The organism is Pseudarthrobacter sulfonivorans (assembly GCF_031454915.1).
Taxonomy (GTDB): domain Bacteria; phylum Actinomycetota; class Actinomycetes; order Actinomycetales; family Micrococcaceae; genus Arthrobacter; species Arthrobacter sulfonivorans_C.
Genome location: NZ_JAVDRS010000007.1, coordinates 118,070 through 135,582, shown reverse-complemented (window position 1 = coordinate 135,582; position 17,513 = coordinate 118,070). Strand labels below are relative to the sequence as shown.

The following is a 17,513-nucleotide window of genomic DNA, read 5'->3' as shown; positions in this document are numbered from 1 at the left end:
CCCGGCCCACGTAGCGTGAAAGTGTCCTGAGCATCAACCGGTTTTCAGCAGTGAGGAATCCCATGACCACGAGCCAGTACCCCGTCGTCCTGACCAAGGCCAGCATTGAAGCCGGCAGCGAGGAGGTTGTCGATTCCAACGTTCACGTGGTGAACGCCATGTACGGGAGCCTGCTCGACGCCGGCGAGATCGCACCGGTGGCGCTCCGCAGCTACTACGTGGACTTCTATGTCACGCAGTCCCTGGAGGGCGGCTTCGCCCAGTATGTTTTCACAGCTGACCGCGACGAAGTGGATCCGCTGATCCGCGAGGGCCTCGAAAGCATGGGCGCAACGGCGCACCTGGAGCTCTTCAACCGGACCCTCGAAGTGTTTGATGCCCTGTCCGAGGAGGACGAGGAGCGCTACCTCGACGGCGACCTGGACGCTGAGGAAGAGTCCAACGACGCCGTGCGCGTCATGGAGGAACTCGACGGCGAGTTTGAGGAACTGTTCGAGACCGAGAACATCACGGCCCTGAACGCGGCCTGGCTTCTGGGCCAGGAAAGCCTGCTGGTGCTGGACGACGAGGAGCTCAGCGCCTACATCGAACGCCAGGTTGCGCTCCTCCCCGACCTTGAAGAGCGCCAGGCCCGCGCCGATGAGGAAGCGCTGGACAACGCCCCGGATTTTGAAGTCATCATCCGCGAACTGTGCGACGTGGCAGGCTACGCCCTCGAGAAGATCACCATGGGTGACCCGAACTACGTGCACAACGGTGAGAAGACGCTGGCCTGGCACTTCAGCACGGACCACGGCGACTTCCTGATGGTGGAGGAAGAGGACGAGGCCTTCATGATCAACCCGGAGACCCAGGAGATCGTTGCCGCCGTTGAGTTCGAAGAAGTGGACGACGACGAGATGGCAGACGCGTAAGAGTCCCACCACGGCCCGGGCCGGGTTCGCCCGGCGCGGTTCGGTGGGTGCGGTTCGCCCAGCCCGCCGGAAGAGTGCGGGGTTGCTGGTAATTTTCCGGTGACCCCGCCGTTCCGGCGATTTCGACGGCGGCCGTTGGGTTAGGTGTTCTGGTCCAGCGCCAGGGCCAGGATGTCCAGCAGTTCCCCGTCCACCTGCTCTGCGGAAGTCAGCCGGACCCGCCGGACGAACGGGTCATCGGCGCGGGCCTTCAGCGCTTCCACGCGGCCTTCGGCGGGTGCATCGAGGCGCAGGGCAACGTCCACGGCCGTGTTGGTGGTCCGCGTGACCTGGGCGAACTTCCGGCGCGGACTGTGGAGCGAGACGTACCCCTTCCGCATCTGGATCTCCACACCCTCGGTGGCCGACGCCCACGCGAGGAGTGAGTCCGCGATAGGCCGCAGCTCCGGATGGTTGGCGTACTGCCCGTCGATCAGTTCGTCGGCGTCCCGCAGCATAAAGTCCGGGTAGCCGAAGAGCTCCCAGGACACGGCGTACTGCGCGTAGCCCGTGACACCGTGTTCGTCGCGCATCCAGGCGCGGAGCTCGGCGTCGTTCTTTATTCCTCCGTTGCGTGCACGGTCCGCCCAGAAGGCCACGTCCTGGCCGGTTTTCCGAACGAGCAGCGCCTGGTTGCTATCCACCATGGTCTTCCAGGTTTTGGCCGTCTTCTGGGGCTCCGGAGTGTTGGGCATGCCTCGATCGTAATGCGGTCAGCAGAGAGCGCCGAAGGACACAGGGACCGGGCGCGGAAAAGAAATTTTCGAGGGGCCGTAACTTTCCCGGGCCGGCCGGCGATGTAGGGGGTGATGGGTTCCCCACGGAACCGGACCTGAATTGTTCCCTAGTTTTGGAGTGTCTCTATGTCGTTGTTCACTGTTCTCGCCACCAGCAAAGTCGCCGCCGGAGTCCTCGCCGCAGGCACCCTGGCCGTCGGTGGAACCGGCGTCGCAGCCGTTTCCGGCGTCCTCCCGGCCGACGCACAGCAGTCCGCCCACGAACTGTTCGGCGCCCCGGCACCGAAGCTGGCCAGCGAAGCGGTTTCCGACGCCGCCGGCTCCGCAGAAGTTGCCGCAGACGCTGCGGCGGATGTTTCCGCCGATTCTTCCGCTGAAGCGGCGGTTTCTGAAGACAACGTTGAAGCCGAGGCCAACGTCTCCGCCGCCGCCGGCACCGCCGTCGACGCTGCCGGTGCCGCAGCCTTCGGCCTGTGCACCGCCTTCACCAACGGCGGACTGAACTCGTCCTCCGAGGGATTCTCCTCGCTGGTCATCGCCGCCGAGGGCGAAAGCAACGTTGACGACTTCTGCGCTGACGTCGTCGCCCAGGGCACTGCCGCTGCGGACGCAGGGGCCGCTGCTGAGGGATCTGCCGCCGTCCAGGCCGAGCGCCCCGAACTGCCGGCAGTTCCCGCGGTTCCTGCTGTTCCGGGTGTCGACGGCGAGTCCGTAGTTCCCGCGGTTCCTGCTGTTCCGGCCGTTCCGGCTGACGTTGTGGACGTTCCCGCCGTTTCGGGCCGCTAGGACCCCCTCGGCTAGTCTGGACTGCGGGAAGCGCCCCCTTACGGGCCAGGCTTCCCGCAGTCCAGGACGCCGTTTCGAACGGCAGGCCGTTCACAAGACGGTCCACACGCAGTCCATGGGACAGCGGAATTACCCGCACCGGAAACCGGGAAGCAACAGTCCACCGCCCGGGATGGAGGAGCCACTGGTGCTAGACACTTTGGCCGAAGACATTGAGATATTTGCAGACACAGCCGACGCTGATCCGGCCGTGCTCTTCGGCGTTGTCTACCGCACCTTTTCCGGCGCAGTCCTGGGCTACCTCAAGGCCCGCGGCGTCGATGATCCCGAGGCCGTCACCCAGGACGTTTTCCTGGCATTTTTCCCCAAGATCGGGGAGCTGACCGGCGGGCTGCAGGGCGCCAAATCACTGGTGTTTTCCATTGCTCACGCCCGGATGGTGGATTACTACCGGCGGGTGGAACGCAGGCCGGACTTCACCCCGTACGACCCCCTGCAGGACGAGCGCAGCACGGCCTCCGCTGAGGACCACGCCCTTGGCCACACCGGAGGCGCAGCCGAACTGCTCGAAGGCCTGGCCGAGGACCACCGCGAAGTCCTGGCACTGAGAGTGGTGGCCGATCTTTCCATCGAACAGGTGGCCGGCATCATGGGCAAGTCCCAGGGCGCCATCAAGCAGCTCCAACGCCGGGCGCTGCAAAACCTCAAGGACCAGACCCTTAGAAGAAACCAGGCAGACCATGAGTGACATCGCAGGCTCCCGCAACGACGGGACAGTGGACAGGCTGTTGCGCGACGCCGGGTTCGACGACGACGCCGTGCTCCGTGCTGGCCTGCAGGACCTCCGCGGCCTGGCCGGCGGGCAGCCCGAACCTTCCGCCGCGGTGGCCGCGTTGATGGTGCCTGCGCCCACCCGACACCTCGCCGCTGTCCCGGCAGCTACGCGGCATCTGGCCGCCGTGCCTGCCGCCTCTGCACCGGGTGTGCCTGCACCGGGCTCTCAGCCCGAGCACGCCGAGGCAACCCTGCCGGCGCCTCAGCTGGGAACTCCCGCGGCAACTCCGCCGGCCACCGACGAGCTCGCGGCCCGCCGCCGGGCCAAACGCCGGATCACCCTCACCACGCTGTCCGTGGCCGTCTCCCTGGCGGCAGGCGGCGCCGTCGCCGTTGCTTCCGATCAGGGGATCAGGGACTCGCTCGGCCACGTCAACCAGGCAGTCAGCTCTTTCGTGGCCACCGTGGGTGGCGGACCCGCTCCCGCCCCGGTGGAACCTCCGGCCCCGTTGCCTGCGCAGCCGGGCGCCCCGGCAACGGTGCCCGCCGCGCCCGCCGTCCCGGAGCCCGTGCCGGCCGCTCCGGATTCCAGTTCCAGTGAGTCCCCGCAACCCGCACCCGGCCCGTCGGGCTCAGTGCCGGCAGTGCCCCTCCCGGACCTTCCAGTGCCCCAAAACCTCACGCCCGGCCTGCCCGGTGCGACAGACGGACCGAGCAACGGCAAGGGACAGCCCCCAGCCCTGCCCCTGCCGTCCCCTCCTCCAGTCCCGCTGCCTGGCGTGCAGCAGTAGCAGCCCGGGCCCACCAGCCCCGGGCGTGTTGCGTGGCGCCGTTGGCGGGCACGATCCCCCCGGATTTACCTGCCCAGATCCAGGCGCCCGGCCCCAGCTACCAGGCTCCCAGCTGCCCGGCCGAGCTGCCCCGTCCCCGTTGACATGGGCGTGGCTGCGGTCAGGAGCCTACCCCGCTGTCTTGATCATTTCTCCGGCCGGATCCGAGAGGTACCAGACACCACCAACACCCTGACCTGTGACGTCACCGGGCTTCTTGTCTTTCTCGTAGTAGTACAGCGGCATTCCGTTCAAGGTCAGCTGCTTTGCGCCCTCCGGCGTCGTGATGGTGCCCAGCGTGCCGGTGACGCCTTCAGCAGACGGCGTGGCAGCGGTGGTGAGGGCCGGCGGCCACGCGACCAGGCACCCTCCCGTGCAGGCGCTGGTGCCGGAGTCCTTCACGTCCTTGGTGAAGTAGTAGAGGCTCATGCCCTTGGCGTCCACCACGATGGTGCCGGCGGTCGAGGACGCGGTCATGAGATCGGCGGAGGCCGATGCTGTGGCGGAAGGGGCGGCGGATGTGGCCGCAGGACTGGTGGCCGCCGGGGCGGGCGCCGGTGTTGTTGTTGTGGTTCCGGGGCTGCCGCCGCAACCTGCCAGTGCGGCCATAAGGGCCAGTGCTGCAAAACCGGTGCCTAGATGCTTTTTCATGCGGATGCTCCTCGGCTGGGGCCGGTGTCGGATCACCGGACACTAACCGTAAGACGCGCACGGGTGAAGAATGGTTCAAGGGACGGTCCCCCTGTTTTTCCGGCGGCAGTTCCGACGGGCCACCGCCAGTGAACCGTTTGCGTGCGGGGGACGTCGTATCAGCCGGAAGGTACAGGGACCGCCGTAACGCGGACCAGCGACAGGAGGCGCGGCATGCCGCTCGATGAGGACGTGGTGGCCGCGATCTACCGCGAACACGGCCCCGCCCTGCGCCGGTTTGTCCTCAGCGCCTCCCGCGATCCGCAGCTCGCGGAGGACGTGGTCCAGGAGACCGTGCTCCGTGTCTGGCAGCAGGCGCCGGACATCACGGGCAGCCTTCGCAGCTACTTGTTCCGGACGGCGCGCAACATCATGATTGATAACTACCGCAAAGCCCAGCGGAGGCCCGCTGAGGCGATGGAACGCGAAGTTGCCGATCCCGCCGAAGCCGTTGAAAGGGTGGATGAACTGCTCAACCGCGTGCTCATGGAGGAGGCCCTGCTCCGGCTCAGCAGCGAACACCGCGACGTCCTCGTGGCGCTGCACTACCGCCGCTTCACCGTCAACGAGGCGGCCGTGCAGCTGAACATTCCCAGCGGTACCGTGAAATCCCGGGCCTACTACGCGGTCCGGGCGTTGCGGACCATCCTGGACGAGATGGGGGTGGAACGGTGAGCGCCGCTGAGCTGCATCACCTTCTGGGCGCCTACGTGCTGGGTGGGCTCGATTCCGCGGATTCGCAGCGTTTTGAAGCCCATCTCCAGGAATGTGCCGATTGCCGGGCGGAACTCGCCGAGCTGGAAAGCCTGCCCGCCCTACTGGACGCACTTCCTGTGCCGGACGCCGTAGGGCTGACCGGGAACGCCCGCCACGCAGCCGCGACTCAGCCGGCCACCTCTGTACCCCGCGCGCTCCTCACTGATCTGGCCGCCCGGCGTCGTAAATCACGACGGCGGTGGGTAGCGCTGGTGGGGGCCGTGGCCGCCGCGTGCCTGGCACTGGGCGTGGCGGCGGGCCCGCTGCTGAACCGGCCGCCGCAGCCTGACGCCAGCTACTCGGTCCAGGCCGACAGCGGCCTGCGCTTCAGCGTGGACCTGGCCCGGAAGAACTGGGGCACGGAGCTGGCGGTGAACGGGACAAGCATGCCGTTGAACGGGACGTACTCGCTTTGGGTGCGGGACCGGGACGGCGGGGAGGACCGCGCCTGCGCGTGGACTGCCACTCCCAGCGGCAGGATTAAGATCACGGGAGCAACGCCGGTCCAGCTGGCCAGCATCGCCAGCGTGGAGCTGCGGGACGACGCCGAGCACCCCGTCGCCGTGATCACGGTTCCCTAGCCCCGCCCTCCCGGATACCCGGCGATGGGCGCCCCACGTCGACGGGCGCCCTAGGTCATTGGTTCATCTTGGCCAGGCGGGCCCGGACCACCATGTACACGCCGTAGCAGATCAAGCCCGCACCCACTGCCGCCAGGAGATAGAGGCCGTAGGGTTGGTCGCGGAGTGCCCGGAGTCCGCCGTCCAGGCCAGTGGATTCTTCCGGGTGGGCGCGAAGCGCAGCGATGGCTATGAGCATGCCGGTCAGCAGCAGGACTATGCCCTTTGCCACGTAGCCCACCACACCCAGGGCGGTGACGGCTTGCCGGGCTGAGGGGGAGGTGGGCATGGTCAAGTGCTTTTCGAAGGACTTTTTGAAGCCCCGGATGGCGTAGATGACCCCGGTGACGGCGATGCCCGTCCCCACCAGGACCAGCAGGGCCACGCCGCCGGGGGCCTTCATCACGGCGGCAGTGACGTCGGTGGCGGATTGTTGGTTGTCCCCGCCGGATCCTGTGCCCATGGCGAAGCTGGCCAGGGTCAGGGCGAGCCCGGCAAACACCAGGGCCTGGGCTGCTGCCTTGGCCTTCTTGCCGGCTTTGTCCTTCGCAGGCAGTCCGTTGTAGTCGAAGATGGCATCGCTGGCCTGCCAGATGGCAAGAGCCACGCAGGCTGCGAAGCTGGCCCACAGGAGGAACGGCCCGGCGGGCTGGCTGGCAAGTTCGGACACTGCCCCGCTGAAGTCAGCATTCCCTGAGCCGCCCATGGCCAGACGGATGGCGATGGCCCCCACCAGAAAGTGCAGGACGCCGCTCGCCGCAAAACCCGCCCGGGCCAGCAACTCCAAAGTGCGTGAGTTGGTGACGTCCTCCGCCGCGTCCGCGGCCTGTCTGAATTCTCTTTTGATGATGCTTCCTTTGGCCGGCGCCGGGGAGGCGCAAATTGCGTGCCCCCCGCACAAACCCCATCGTGCCACGCAATCCCAGCCCCGAACAGTCCCGCCATCCGAGGAGGGGTCAGTCCCGCACCCGATGGCGGGAATCGGGCGCTGACCTGCCCGTCCATGGCCGCCGATGGGGAGTGTTCCCCATCGCTGGGGAGTGGCTGACGTGCGACCATATGTTCAGCGATAAACACACTCGTATCACTCTCCGGGGGAACATCATGACTTTTTACGGCGCGGACGTCAGTCAGCTGCGCGAGCTGGCGAAAGCTGTTGACAAGGCGGCAACGCTGCTCAGCAGCCGGGCCAGCTCCCTGCAGGGCCAGATCCAGTCGGCGCCGTGGAAGGGCCTTGACGGCGCGCAGTTCCGGCAGGACTGGACGGGCAGCCACCGCCCTACCCTTGAACGCGTGGCCTCCAGCCTCCGGCACAACTCCAGGCTGCTCCTCCAGCATGCCGACGAGCAGGAAAAGGCCTCCGACACGTCCGGTGGCGGCGGGGGGAGTAACGCCCTGAACACGATCAAGGACCTGGGCGGCCGCGCCAAGACCTGGTTCGAGGAACAACTGGAGAATGTTGCCAAGGAGCAGGCACACCGCCAGGAACTGGTACAGGGCATGAATGACATGCTCAAGGCCAGCCCGGAAGAACAGGCCAAATGGTGGGAAGGCCTGTCCGAGGCGGACAGGCAGTACCTGATCGAAGGCAAGAACGAGGACGGCCCGTTCGCCGAAGACCTGATGCGGATGGACGGCGGCATCCCCGAATCGGCCCAAGAGCAGGCCAAAGCGGCGCTCCACGGCGTCGGCCGGAAGGACACGCCCGTCTACACGGAGGTCGGCAAGGCCTCCATTGATGGCCGGATTGCCTGGTTCCATGCCGGTGCGGAAGTTGGCACCGTGGTGGTTGAGAACGCCGATGGTTCCGCCACCCTGAAGGTCTACGGAAACGCAGGAGCGGGTTTGAACGACCCCACCGGAACGGCCGGCGTCACGCTCAGCGGGGAAGGTTCAACCGAGTTCAAATTCGGCAGCCGTGAAGAGGCCATGGCGGCCCGGGACCAGATGTACAGGGAGCTTCCGCCGGACGGCCTCGGTGAGCTCAAGGATATGGCCAGCAACGCACCGGTCTACATCGCCTCCACCGTCGTCGAAGCCGCGAGCGACAACGGCACCACCGGTGCCGAAAGTAAGCTCAAGGGGACCCTTTCCTTCGAAGCCAAAGGCGAAACCGCACCGGCCAGCGGCTCTGCGAAGCTGGATCTCGCCTACGAGCGGAACCTGACAACCGGCACCGCAACGGCCAGCGGCGAGTACACCGCGCAGGGCAAGTTTGACCTGGACGGCCGGGTGTTCGAGGCCTCCGGCAAAGGCGGCCTGGAACTGAAACTGGACAAGGACAGCAACCTCGAGGCGATCGCAGTATCCATGGAAGGCACGGTGGGGGCTGGAGCAAGCGTCGGCCCGGACCTGCAGGGCGCCAAGCTGGAGTCCAGCGCCACTGTAGGCACCCAGGGAAGTGTCAAGATCAACGTCGAGTACTCCCCGGAGAACGCGCCCGTGATCGACAGCTACATGCGCAATGTGGCGATGGGTAATGGCGCCGGGGCAGCCGCAGACGCCGCCAAGCTGTACGAGGCAGGTTCTGTCACCGTCCAGGAGAACAGGGTGGTGACAGTGACCAACGAGGCCGGAGTGGACTTCAAGGCGGGCGAACTGGACGTCAAGACAGAAAACAAGGTGACCACCAACGTGGAAACGTACTATAAGGTCGCGAACGACACGAAGCTTGAGCGGCTCTGACGTGGCCGCGCCTGAAACCAAGACTTACCGCTAAGGAGCAACCATGTCAGTGCACATCGAATCCGCCTTGGGGTATACGGCAGATTTCCCCGAACACACCCAGGTCCTGGAGGACTCCGCCGCGGGGCCAAACACCGAGCAGTTTGGCCTGCTCGGAGGCGTCCTGGTCACCGTGATCAAGGACGACACCTCCGTCACAGACGCGCCGCAGGCCAACGGCTGGGCGCACCTGATGTCAGAGTTCTACCTGGAGGAACGGGCAGGGACCCGCCTCGCCGAAGGTGAACTGAACCTGCCCGGCAAGGCCGCGTACGCGGTCCTGGTGGGCTACACGGACTCCGCCGGCGCGGCGAGGGTGGCAGCCACCGTCGGCGTCTGGGAGAACAGCCGGTTCATCGGCGTTGTGGTGATCTGGCCGTACGTGAACCCGGAGATTGAACCGCGGGTGGACATGCTGAAGGAGATTGTTTCCGCCATCAGCGTGGCCTGACCGCCGCCGCAGGCTGACAGCTCCCTTGGGCTGACCGCCGCCGAGCCGCCGGGGCTGATTCAGCGCCGGCGGTAGCAGAGGTCGAAGATCAGCCGGCCGGCCTCGTGGGCTTTGGCTTCAAAACTGGTGCGGATCCTGCCTTCAAAACGTGGGGCCCAGCCGCCGGTCTCATCCACGCCCTCGTTGGGACCGGTGTGCTCGGTGCTGACCGGCGCCCTGCCCTCGCGGACCGGTGCACCGCCCACCAGGGACTCAACGCCGGATTGCCACACCTGCGTGAGCGGGCTCTCGGGGCCATGGCGCTCGCCGGTGTGGAGGTTTTCGAAGTCCGGCGAGTCCGCAAGGACGTCGCGGACGTGGACGGCGTAGTTTGACCAGTCAGTGGCCATCCGCCACAGGCCGCCTGGCGTGAGCGCCCGGGCAGCGAGTCCGGCGAACTCCGGCTGGATGAGGCGCCGTTTGTGGTGCCGTGACTTGTGCCAGGGATCCGGGAAAAACACCCACAGTTCGCTGACCGATCCTGCCGGCAGCATGGTGGCGAGGACCTCGGGCGCGTTGGCTTCCACCACCCGGACGTTCTTCAGCCCGCGGCTGTTGATCTTGATGATGGTGTTGGCCAGGCCCGGCGTGTAGACCTCCACTGCCAGGAAATCCGTGTCCGGGTTCTCCTCGGCGGCGTGGCAGATGGCATCGCCCAGCCCGGACCCGATCTCCACGATCAGCGGTGCCTTGCGGCCGAACTCCGCCTCGGCGTCGAACGTGTACTCCGGGTGGACCGACGTGTTCGCAATGTGCCGGGGCACGTCCACAGCCCACCGGTCCGCGTGCTCTTCCCATGCCGCCTGGCGCCGCCCCTGCAGCCTGGTTCCGCGGCGCACGAAGCTGACGGGCCTGCCGCCGTAGGTGCCAAAGGATGCCTGGGTTCCGGGCGTTACCGGCCGCGGGACATGCGGAGGCTGGGGGGATTCTGGGGATTCACTCATCCCTTCCAGAATACCCGCGGCCCGCGCCCACCGGTCCGGGCCCGTCGCTTGCCGGGGCCAGTGACAGATACAGGCAGTGACACAATGGGTCCCGTGACCCGTGCTGACAACGTTGACGTACCCGGACTGCTCGTCGACGCCGAAATCGATGACGTTCCCCCGGCGTCCCCCACCGCGTTCCCGGACGGCCGCCGCAGCCGCCGCGCCCTCGTCTACCTGGCCTTCTGCCTGGTGCTCATCGGCCTGAACCTCCGTACGGTTTTCTCGAGTTTCGCGGCGGTACTTCCGGAGGTCACGTCCGACGCCGGCCTGCCGGGTTGGGCGGTGGTTGTGCTCACCACAGTGCCTGTGACGCTGCTGGGTGTCTTCGCGCCACTGGCCCCCGTTCTGGCCCGCCGGTTCGGTGCGGAGCGGGTGCTGCTGGGTGCCATGGCAACACTTACTGCAGGGCTGCTGCTCCGGCCCGCGGACATTGGAGGGCTGGTGCCGGGCGCCGGCCACCTCCCTGCCCTGCTGGTGGGAACAGCGGCCTGCGGTGCGGCCATCGCGCTTTGCAACGTGCTGCTCCCAGGGCTGGTGAAGCGCGACTTCCCGCACCGGCTGGGCCTCATGGGTGGGCTGTACACCACGGCGATCTGCGCCTCGGCCGCCCTCGGCGCCGGCTTTACCTACCCCGTCTTCACAGCGACGGGGGAGTGGACGGCAGGGCTGTGGTTCTGGGCGGTGCCTGCCGCCGTCGTTCTTTTGCTCTTCCTCCCGGTGGCACTCCGGCAACACCCCGTCCGGCACCAGGCCGTCTCCGACGGAGTCAACGTGTGGCGCTCCGCGGTGGCGTGGCAGGTGACCATCTTTATGGTGCTGCAGGCCATGATGTCCTTCAGCGTCTTTGCCTGGCTGGCGCCGATCCTGCGCGAACGCGGAGTGGATGGCGGCACGGCCGGCCTGATGGTGTCCGTTTCCATCGTGCTCCAGATGCTTGGGTCGCTGTTCGCCCCGGCGCTGGCCGCACGGTTCAGCGACCAGCGGACCATCAGCGTGGTGGTTGCGCTGATGACCGGAGGCGGTTTCGCACTGAGCATCTTCGGTCCGCTGGAACTCATCTGGGTCTGGACCGGGCTGCTGGGCCTCGGGCAGGGAAGCCTGACTGCGGTGGCGCTGACCATGATCATGCTGCGTACGCGCGACGGGCACACCGCGGCGCACCTGTCCGGGATGATGCAGGGCGTGGGCTACGGGCTGGGTTCCACCGGCACGCTGCTGGTTGGCCAACTGCACCAGGCCACAGGATCCTTCACGGAGGCCGGGATGCTGTTCCTGGTTGTAGGCTCGCTGGCCGCGGTCTTTGGTTACCGCGCCGGCCGGAACCGGTACGTCGGCGGCTAGCACGTGCGAGATTCCACCCTCCCCTCAACAGGGATCACAGCGGGGATCCTGCAGCGGCCGTATCTGTGGGTGACAATCGGCGCGTGTTCCCTGGTGTTCCTCGCGGCGTTCGAATCGCTGGCCGTGACCACCATCATGCCTGTAGTCAGCCGCGAACTGGACGGGGCAGGCCTGTATGCGCTGGCATTCGCCGGGCCGCTGGCCACCGGTGTGATCGGCATGGTGGCGGCAGGAAACTGGTCCGACCGCCGCGGGCCAACCGTCCCGCTCTATGCCTCCGTGGCCCTGTTCGTGCTGGGCCTGATCATTGCGGGCACTGCCGTGTCCATGCCAGTGTTGGTCACCGGCCGCCTGGTGCAGGGCCTCGGGGGCGGCGCCCTGACTGTGTCGCTCTATGTGGTGGTGGCCCGCGTCTATCCGGCCGTCCTCCACCCGGGGATCTTCGCCGCCTTCTCCGCCGCGTGGGTGGTCCCGTCCCTGGTGGGTCCATTCGCCGCCGGCATCGTGGCGGAGGCCCTGAGCTGGCACTGGGTGTTCCTGGGCGTGGTGGGGCTGGTGGTTCCCGCGCTGGTGATGATTGTTCCGGTGCTCCGCGGCATGGACCGGCCGGCAGTGCAGGCGACGCCGCCGCCGTGGTCCGTGGGCCGGATCGCCTGGGCAGCGCTCGCCGCGCTCGCCGTGCTGGGCCTGAACCTCTCCGCGGAAGTCACCATCGCGGGCCTTCCCGCAGCGCCGGCACTCCTGGCTGCGGCCGCCGTCGTGATTGCCCTGGTTGCCGTACGGCCGCTGGTACCACGGGGAACATTGCTCGCGCGCCGTGGCCTGCCCAGCGTCATCCTGACCCGCGGACTGGCCGGCGCGGCCTTCTTCGGGGCCGAGGTATACCTGCCGTACCTGCTGATCGAGCAGTACGCGTTCCCGCCGACGTTCGCCGGACTCGCGCTCACGATCGGTGCGGTGGCGTGGGCCGGTGCCGCCGCGATCCAGGGCCGCCTGGGCACCCGGCTCTCGCACCGCACCGCGGTCCGCATCGGTGCCGCGCTGGTGCTGGTGGCCATCGTCCTGACGTTGGCGACGGCGGCGCTCCACTGGCCTGCCGCCGTCGCGATCATCGGCTGGACCTTCGCCGGCGCCGGCATGGGGCTGCTCTACCCGCGGCTGAGCGTCATGACGCTCGCCCTTTCCACGAAGGAGAACGAGGGCTTCAACAGTTCGGCCATGTCCATCGCGGACTCGCTGGGCGGCGCGCTCGCCCTCGCCACCACGGGCATCGTGTTCGCGGCATTTGCGACGACGGCGGAATCGTTCGCGGGCGTCTTCGCTCTGGCGGCGGTGGTGGCCGTCGCCGCGGTTGCCGTGTCGCCGCGGGTGTCAGGATCACGGGCTGCGGTACCGCGGGTTCAGTAGCCGCGACACCTCAGTAGTCCGGGCGGCGGAGGACGTTGAAGTGGAGGTGCGTGACGCCGTCGCGCTCGATCACCCGGGTCCGTTCCAGTTTCACCGGGGCGGCTCTGAGGTGGTCGAAGAAACGGATCCCGGACCCCAGCAGCCACGGCGCCAGGTTGACACGGATCTCGGCGAGCAGGCCGGCATCGAGCGCCTGCCGGATGATGTCCGGCCCGGCGAGCCCCACATCCTTGTCGCCCGCGAGCTTCCCGGCCGCCGCCACCGCGTCCTGGAAGCCGCTGGTGACGAACGTGTAAGGCACGCCCTGGCGCGGCCAGCCGTCCGGGATGGTATGGCTGAGCACCACGATGGGGCAGTCGATGGGGTGTTGCCCGCCCCAGCCGTGGGTGAGGTCGAAGATCCGGCGGCCCACCAGCAGCGCGCCCGCGGTGGACATGGTCCGCCGGAGGTGTTCGGCGCTGGCCTGCGTGACGTGCCAGGTCATGTCCGGCCTGGCTGTGGGAACCGCCACGGGGCCGTTGTCATACCAGTCGAAGAGTCCGCCGATGCTGTCGTCGGGCAGGGCGATGAACCCGTCCAGCGACATGGTCATTTCGGCGATGAACCGTGCCATGATTCCTCCCGCTGAGGTTGCTGATGTGGTGAGCTCAGGCCAGCCTGGTCGCCCTAAGTACGGTGTCGCCGATGACGGCTTCCTGCCCGTCCGGCCCGTTGGTGACCCGATCCCGCGTGGTGTTGACCTCCACTTGCCACTCGGGGGAATCGATGCCGAGTTCCTGCACAAGCTGCGCGGGCGTGTAGAACATCTCGTGCGTGGTGTGGTTTCCCCACGGCGGCAGGCGGTCCGGATGGTGCCCGACGATCAGCAGCGTGCCGCCCGGCTTAACCGCTGCCGCCGCCGTCCGCAGCGGGACCTGCCAAACCAGCTGCGGTCCGTGCAGGAACTGGGAGGACACCAGATCGTAGGTTTCCGTGGGCTGCCACTGGTCCAGGTCACACTGTTCCCAGTGGATGCGGCTGGGGATGGCGCCCGCGCCCTCAGCGTGCACGCTTTCGCGGTCCAATGCGGCTTTTTCGTGCGTGGCCGCCCGTTCGAGCGCGACGGTGGAAACGTCGACGGCGGTGACGGTCCAGCCCTGCTGGGCGAGCCAGATGGCGTCGGCACCTTCGCCGCAGCCCAGGTCGAGTGCCTTGCCGGGCCGCAGCCCGCCGCCTTCGCGGACCAGCTGGGGGTTGGGTTTGCCGCTCCAGATCTGCGGCTTGCTGCCGTATCTTTCGTCCCAGGCTTCAGCCGCACTTTGCTGCCGCTGGTCTCCGTGGCGGGTGTCGCCGTCGTGCGTTGCGTGGTGGTGGTTTTCGCCCTGTTGCGTCATGCGTCAAGCCTGCCCCGGCGTGGCTTTGAAGGCAACGGTCCCGCTCAGCGCCCCGCGCCGAGCTGGGGCGGACGGAGCGGAATCGGGGCTGCGGGCCAGGGGATGGTACGCTTAGGGGACTTGATGTGCAGTGATGCCCGCTCGCTCCTAAATTCTGGAGGCCCAGATTTGGGAAGCGGGTTTTTTCATGTGAGAGGCACATCCTGCGTCGATGAACGCGTTCCATTTGGTCCCAGCCGCCGCCCTGAATTGGGCAGCAGCCCGGTTGATCACCTGACTTTTCTTCGGCGAAACCCTTGAGCCAACCGGCATCGGGGGCCGATATCCGCACGGATACCGCCTGAAAGACCTTGAATCTATGACTACTTTTGCTGCCCTCGGCACGCCCAAGGCCCTTGCTGAAACCCTCACCGCCCAGGGAATTGTTGAGCCGTTCCCCATCCAGGTCAAGACCCTCCCGGACACCCTGGCCGGACGCGACGTCCTGGGCCGCGGCCGCACAGGCTCCGGCAAGACCATCGCTTTCGCCATCCCGCTTGTAGCACGACTCGCTGAGCGGGAAGCCAAGCACTTCCGCAAGCCCGGCCGCCCCATGGGCCTGGTCCTCGCACCGACCCGCGAGCTGGCCACCCAGATCAACGCCACCATCGAGCCGATGGCCAAGGCCATGGGCCTGAACACCACCGTGATCTACGGCGGCATCTCCCAGGCCCGCCAGGAAAAGGCCCTGCGCGCCGGCGTCGACATCGTCATTGCCTGCCCGGGCCGCCTGGAGGACCTGATCCGCCAGCGCATCCTGACCCTCGAAGCCGTTGAGGTCACCGTCCTGGACGAGGCCGACCACATGGCCGATCTCGGCTTCCTGCCCGTGGTCAAGAAGCTCATGGACATGACCCCCAGCCAGGGCCAGCGGCTGCTGTTCTCCGCCACCCTGGACAACGGCGTGGACAAGATCGTCCAGCGCTACCTGTCCAACCCGCTGACCCACTCCGTGGACGATCCGCAGGCCGCGGTGACCACCATGGAACACCACGTGCTGGTAGTCAACGACCAGACCGTCAAGAAGCAGCTGATCGTCGAGCTCGCCTCGGGTGCCGGCCGCCGCGTACTTTTCATGCGGACCAAGCACCACGCCCGCAAGCTGGCCAAGACCCTGACCGACGCCGGGATCCCGGCCGTCGACCTGCACGGCAACCTCTCGCAGAACGCCCGTGACCGCAACCTCGCGGAGTTCTCCTCCGGTGACGTCCGCGTCCTGGTGGCCACCGACGTCGCAGCCCGCGGCGTCCACGTGGACGACGTTGAACTGGTGATCCACGTTGACCCGCCGACAGAGCACAAGGCCTACCTGCACCGCTCAGGCCGTACGGCCCGCGCAGGTTCGGACGGCACCGTTGTGACGCTGACCCTCCCGGAGCAGCAGAGCGACGTCAAGAAGCTGATGAAGGCTGCCGGCGTCGAGGTCAACTTCGAGCGCGTCAGCGCCAACTCCCCGCTGGTTGCTGAGCTCGTAGGCGAAATGGCCGACAAGATCGATCCCCGCACCCGTGCGGCACTGCTGGCCGCCAAGTCCAACCAGGGCGGCGGCAGCTCCACCGGTGCCAACGCCGAGCGCAAGCGCGCCCGACGCAGCCAGGACGGCCCCACAGCCGGTGGCCGTGGTGGACGTGGCGGACGCGGACGTGTCTCGGCTGAGGCTCCCCGCACCGACCTGCCCCGTGCAGAGCGCCGCGCCGTGGCTTACGAAGGCCGGACTGAAGCCCGCGCAGCATTTGACCGTGTTGCAGAGCAGAACGAGGACCGCGCCATTGCGGCTGCGGCTGCACGCCGCAACGCACGTGGCCGCGGCACCACAGCATCCACGCACCGCAACGACGTCCCCGCAGCAGGTGGCCGTGCAGCGGCCGGCCGCGGTTCAGACGGCCGCGCGTCAGACAACCGTACGGATTCACGCGTTACCCGCAGCGATGCTCCCCGTGGCGGCACGGGCCGTCCGGCTACGTCCGGCGGCCAGCGCGGCGGACGTCCGGCAACGGGCCAGCGCGCAGCAGCCGGCGCACGCACTGCCGGTGCAGGTGCAGGTGGCCGCAGCGGTGGCGGCCAGCGCTCCGCGGGTGCCGGTGCAGCCAGCGGCGGCAACGCCGGCAACAAGGCTGTTTGGTCCTCCAACACCGGTGGTACTTCGGGTGGATCGTACGCCGGCAACGGCGGCGGCAACGGTGGCGGCAGCGGCCGTCCGGCACGCAGCGGTCCCCGCCGCGCGTCGGCTCCGGCCTCGAACGAACGCCGCAGCCGCTAAGGTCCCAGCCTAAACACCATCGAGTGCTCCGTAACCGCCGTTTAGAAGGTTCATAGCGGCAGTTACGGAGCACTCGATGAGTGGTTTAACGCTGCTCTACCAGCCGCGGGCGCGCCACTCTTCCAGGTGCGGGCGTTCCGCGCCGAGGGTGGTGGGTTTCCCGTGGCCCGGGTGCACCACGGTGTTGTCCGGATAAGCATCGAAGAGCCGCTCGCTGACGTCATTGATCAGCTGGTTGAACCGTGCAGGATCTTTCTGGGTGTTGCCCACGCCGCCTGGGAAGAGGGAATCCCCGGAGAAGATGTGGGCCGGACCTTTCGGGTTCTGGTACACAAACGCGATGGATCCCGGAGTGTGCCCGCGCAGGTGCACTGCGGTGAGCTCGAAGCCGTCCACGGCGCAGGTGTCACCGTGCTCCAGGGGCCGGTCCACCGGAACCGGCAGCGCCTCGGCGTCGTCCTTTCCGGCAACGGTTGGGGCACCCGTGGCTGCCACCAGTTCAGGCAGTGCCCGGACATGGTCCCAATGCTGGTGCGTCGTTGCAATCTGCACCAGTTTGGGCGTGGCCGCAGTATCCGCGGCGGCGTCCTGCAGCATCGCCTTGATGGCCGGAAGATCGTCTGCGGCATCGATCAGCAGCTGTGCGCCGGACTCCTTGGCGGTCAGCAGATACACGTTGTTGTCCATCTCGCTGACCGAAATCCGGCGGATGGTGATGTCCTGTAGGTCGTGAATGAGCGTGTCCAT

The 17,513-nt window shown here is 67.4% G+C and carries 18 protein-coding genes; 11 read left to right on the top strand and 7 right to left on the bottom strand.

Translation table 11 applies throughout. From position 1 onward, the window contains the following. Window positions 1-62 precede the first annotated feature (62 nt). Window positions 63-914, top strand: a complete 852-nt coding sequence (locus tag J2808_RS15985; RefSeq protein WP_309818572.1) for a DMP19 family protein — start codon at window positions 63-65, stop codon at window positions 912-914. 140 nt (window positions 915-1,054) lie between these two features. On the opposite strand, the gene J2808_RS15980 is transcribed toward J2808_RS15985, so the two are convergent. Continuing rightward, on the bottom strand, window positions 1,055-1,648 hold the full coding sequence (locus J2808_RS15980; protein WP_309818570.1) for a DUF5655 domain-containing protein: 594 nt from the start codon (window positions 1,646-1,648) through the stop codon (window positions 1,055-1,057). A gap of 168 nt (window positions 1,649-1,816) precedes the next feature. Between J2808_RS15980 and J2808_RS15975 the strand changes: the two genes are divergently transcribed. The 3 genes from J2808_RS15975 to J2808_RS15965 all read left to right on the top strand — a co-directional run bounded on the left by J2808_RS15975 (window position 1,817) and on the right by J2808_RS15965 (window position 4,041). Further along, on the top strand, window positions 1,817-2,476 hold the full coding sequence (locus J2808_RS15975; protein WP_309818569.1) for a protein tyrosine phosphatase: 660 nt from the start codon (window positions 1,817-1,819) through the stop codon (window positions 2,474-2,476). A gap of 172 nt (window positions 2,477-2,648) precedes the next feature. After that, window positions 2,649-3,224, top strand: coding sequence for an RNA polymerase sigma factor (locus J2808_RS15970; RefSeq protein WP_309818567.1), 576 nt, complete (start codon window positions 2,649-2,651; stop codon window positions 3,222-3,224). Then, window positions 3,217-4,041, top strand: coding sequence for a hypothetical protein (locus tag J2808_RS15965; RefSeq protein WP_309818565.1), 825 nt, complete (start codon window positions 3,217-3,219; stop codon window positions 4,039-4,041). Before J2808_RS15970 ends, J2808_RS15965 begins: the two co-directional genes overlap by 8 nt. 168 nt (window positions 4,042-4,209) lie before the next feature. Here J2808_RS15965 and J2808_RS15960 read toward each other — a convergent pair whose 3' ends face one another. After that, entirely contained in the window at window positions 4,210-4,731 is a 522-nt protein-coding gene (locus tag J2808_RS15960) for a COG4315 family predicted lipoprotein (RefSeq protein WP_309818563.1), read from the bottom strand. A 213-nt stretch (window positions 4,732-4,944) separates the two neighbouring features. Here J2808_RS15960 and J2808_RS15955 point away from each other — a divergent pair, with 213 nt between their 5' ends. After that, window positions 4,945-5,445 carry a sigma-70 family RNA polymerase sigma factor gene (locus J2808_RS15955; protein WP_309818561.1) on the top strand — a complete coding sequence of 167 codons (501 nt, stop codon included), beginning with the start codon at window positions 4,945-4,947 and terminating at the stop codon, window positions 5,443-5,445. Then, a complete protein-coding gene (locus J2808_RS15950; protein ID WP_309818560.1) occupies window positions 5,442-6,107 on the top strand; it encodes an anti-sigma factor in 666 nt (221 codons plus the stop codon). Before J2808_RS15955 ends, J2808_RS15950 begins: the two co-directional genes overlap by 4 nt. Window positions 6,108-6,162: 55 nt before the next feature. Here the strand turns inward: J2808_RS15950 and J2808_RS15945 are convergent, their stop codons facing one another. Beyond that, on the bottom strand, window positions 6,163-7,029 hold the full coding sequence (locus J2808_RS15945) for a DUF1206 domain-containing protein (RefSeq protein WP_309818786.1): 867 nt from the start codon (window positions 7,027-7,029) through the stop codon (window positions 6,163-6,165). A 221-nt stretch (window positions 7,030-7,250) separates the two neighbouring features. Here J2808_RS15945 and J2808_RS15940 point away from each other — a divergent pair, with 221 nt between their 5' ends. Then, window positions 7,251-8,831: a hypothetical protein gene (locus J2808_RS15940; protein WP_309818559.1), complete on the top strand. Its 1,581-nt coding sequence runs from the start codon at window positions 7,251-7,253 to the stop codon at window positions 8,829-8,831. A 43-nt stretch (window positions 8,832-8,874) separates the two neighbouring features. Continuing rightward, window positions 8,875-9,321, top strand: coding sequence for a hypothetical protein (locus tag J2808_RS15935; protein ID WP_309818557.1), 447 nt, complete (start codon window positions 8,875-8,877; stop codon window positions 9,319-9,321). Between the two features lie 59 nt (window positions 9,322-9,380). On the opposite strand, the gene trmB is transcribed toward J2808_RS15935, so the two are convergent. Then, the gene (trmB, locus tag J2808_RS15930) at window positions 9,381-10,304 is read right to left on the bottom strand and encodes a tRNA (guanosine(46)-N7)-methyltransferase TrmB (protein WP_309818555.1); all 924 of its coding nucleotides are present in this window, start codon (window positions 10,302-10,304) and stop codon (window positions 9,381-9,383) included. Between the two features lie 93 nt (window positions 10,305-10,397). Here trmB and J2808_RS15925 point away from each other — a divergent pair, with 93 nt between their 5' ends. After that, window positions 10,398-11,687 carry an MFS transporter gene (locus tag J2808_RS15925; RefSeq protein ID WP_309818553.1) on the top strand — a complete coding sequence of 430 codons (1,290 nt, stop codon included), beginning with the start codon at window positions 10,398-10,400 and terminating at the stop codon, window positions 11,685-11,687. Window positions 11,688-11,690: 3 nt separating this feature from the next. Next, entirely contained in the window at window positions 11,691-13,094 is a 1,404-nt protein-coding gene (locus tag J2808_RS15920; protein ID WP_309818552.1) for an MFS transporter, read from the top strand. Between the two features lie 10 nt (window positions 13,095-13,104). On the opposite strand, the gene J2808_RS15915 is transcribed toward J2808_RS15920, so the two are convergent. Further along, window positions 13,105-13,707 (bottom strand): dihydrofolate reductase family protein, encoded by a 603-nt coding sequence (locus J2808_RS15915; protein WP_309818551.1) that lies wholly within the window; start codon window positions 13,705-13,707, stop codon window positions 13,105-13,107. A 34-nt stretch (window positions 13,708-13,741) separates the two neighbouring features. Then, the gene (locus tag J2808_RS15910; protein WP_309818550.1) at window positions 13,742-14,467 is read right to left on the bottom strand and encodes an SAM-dependent methyltransferase; all 726 of its coding nucleotides are present in this window, start codon (window positions 14,465-14,467) and stop codon (window positions 13,742-13,744) included. A 358-nt stretch (window positions 14,468-14,825) separates the two neighbouring features. On the opposite strand from J2808_RS15910, the gene J2808_RS15905 reads away from it, so the two are divergent. Beyond that, window positions 14,826-16,766 carry a DEAD/DEAH box helicase gene (locus tag J2808_RS15905; protein WP_309818549.1) on the top strand — a complete coding sequence of 647 codons (1,941 nt, stop codon included), beginning with the start codon at window positions 14,826-14,828 and terminating at the stop codon, window positions 16,764-16,766. Window positions 16,767-16,862: 96 nt separating this feature from the next. Here the strand turns inward: J2808_RS15905 and J2808_RS15900 are convergent, their stop codons facing one another. Continuing rightward, window positions 16,863-17,513: an MBL fold metallo-hydrolase gene (locus J2808_RS15900; protein ID WP_309818548.1), complete on the bottom strand. Its 651-nt coding sequence runs from the start codon at window positions 17,511-17,513 to the stop codon at window positions 16,863-16,865.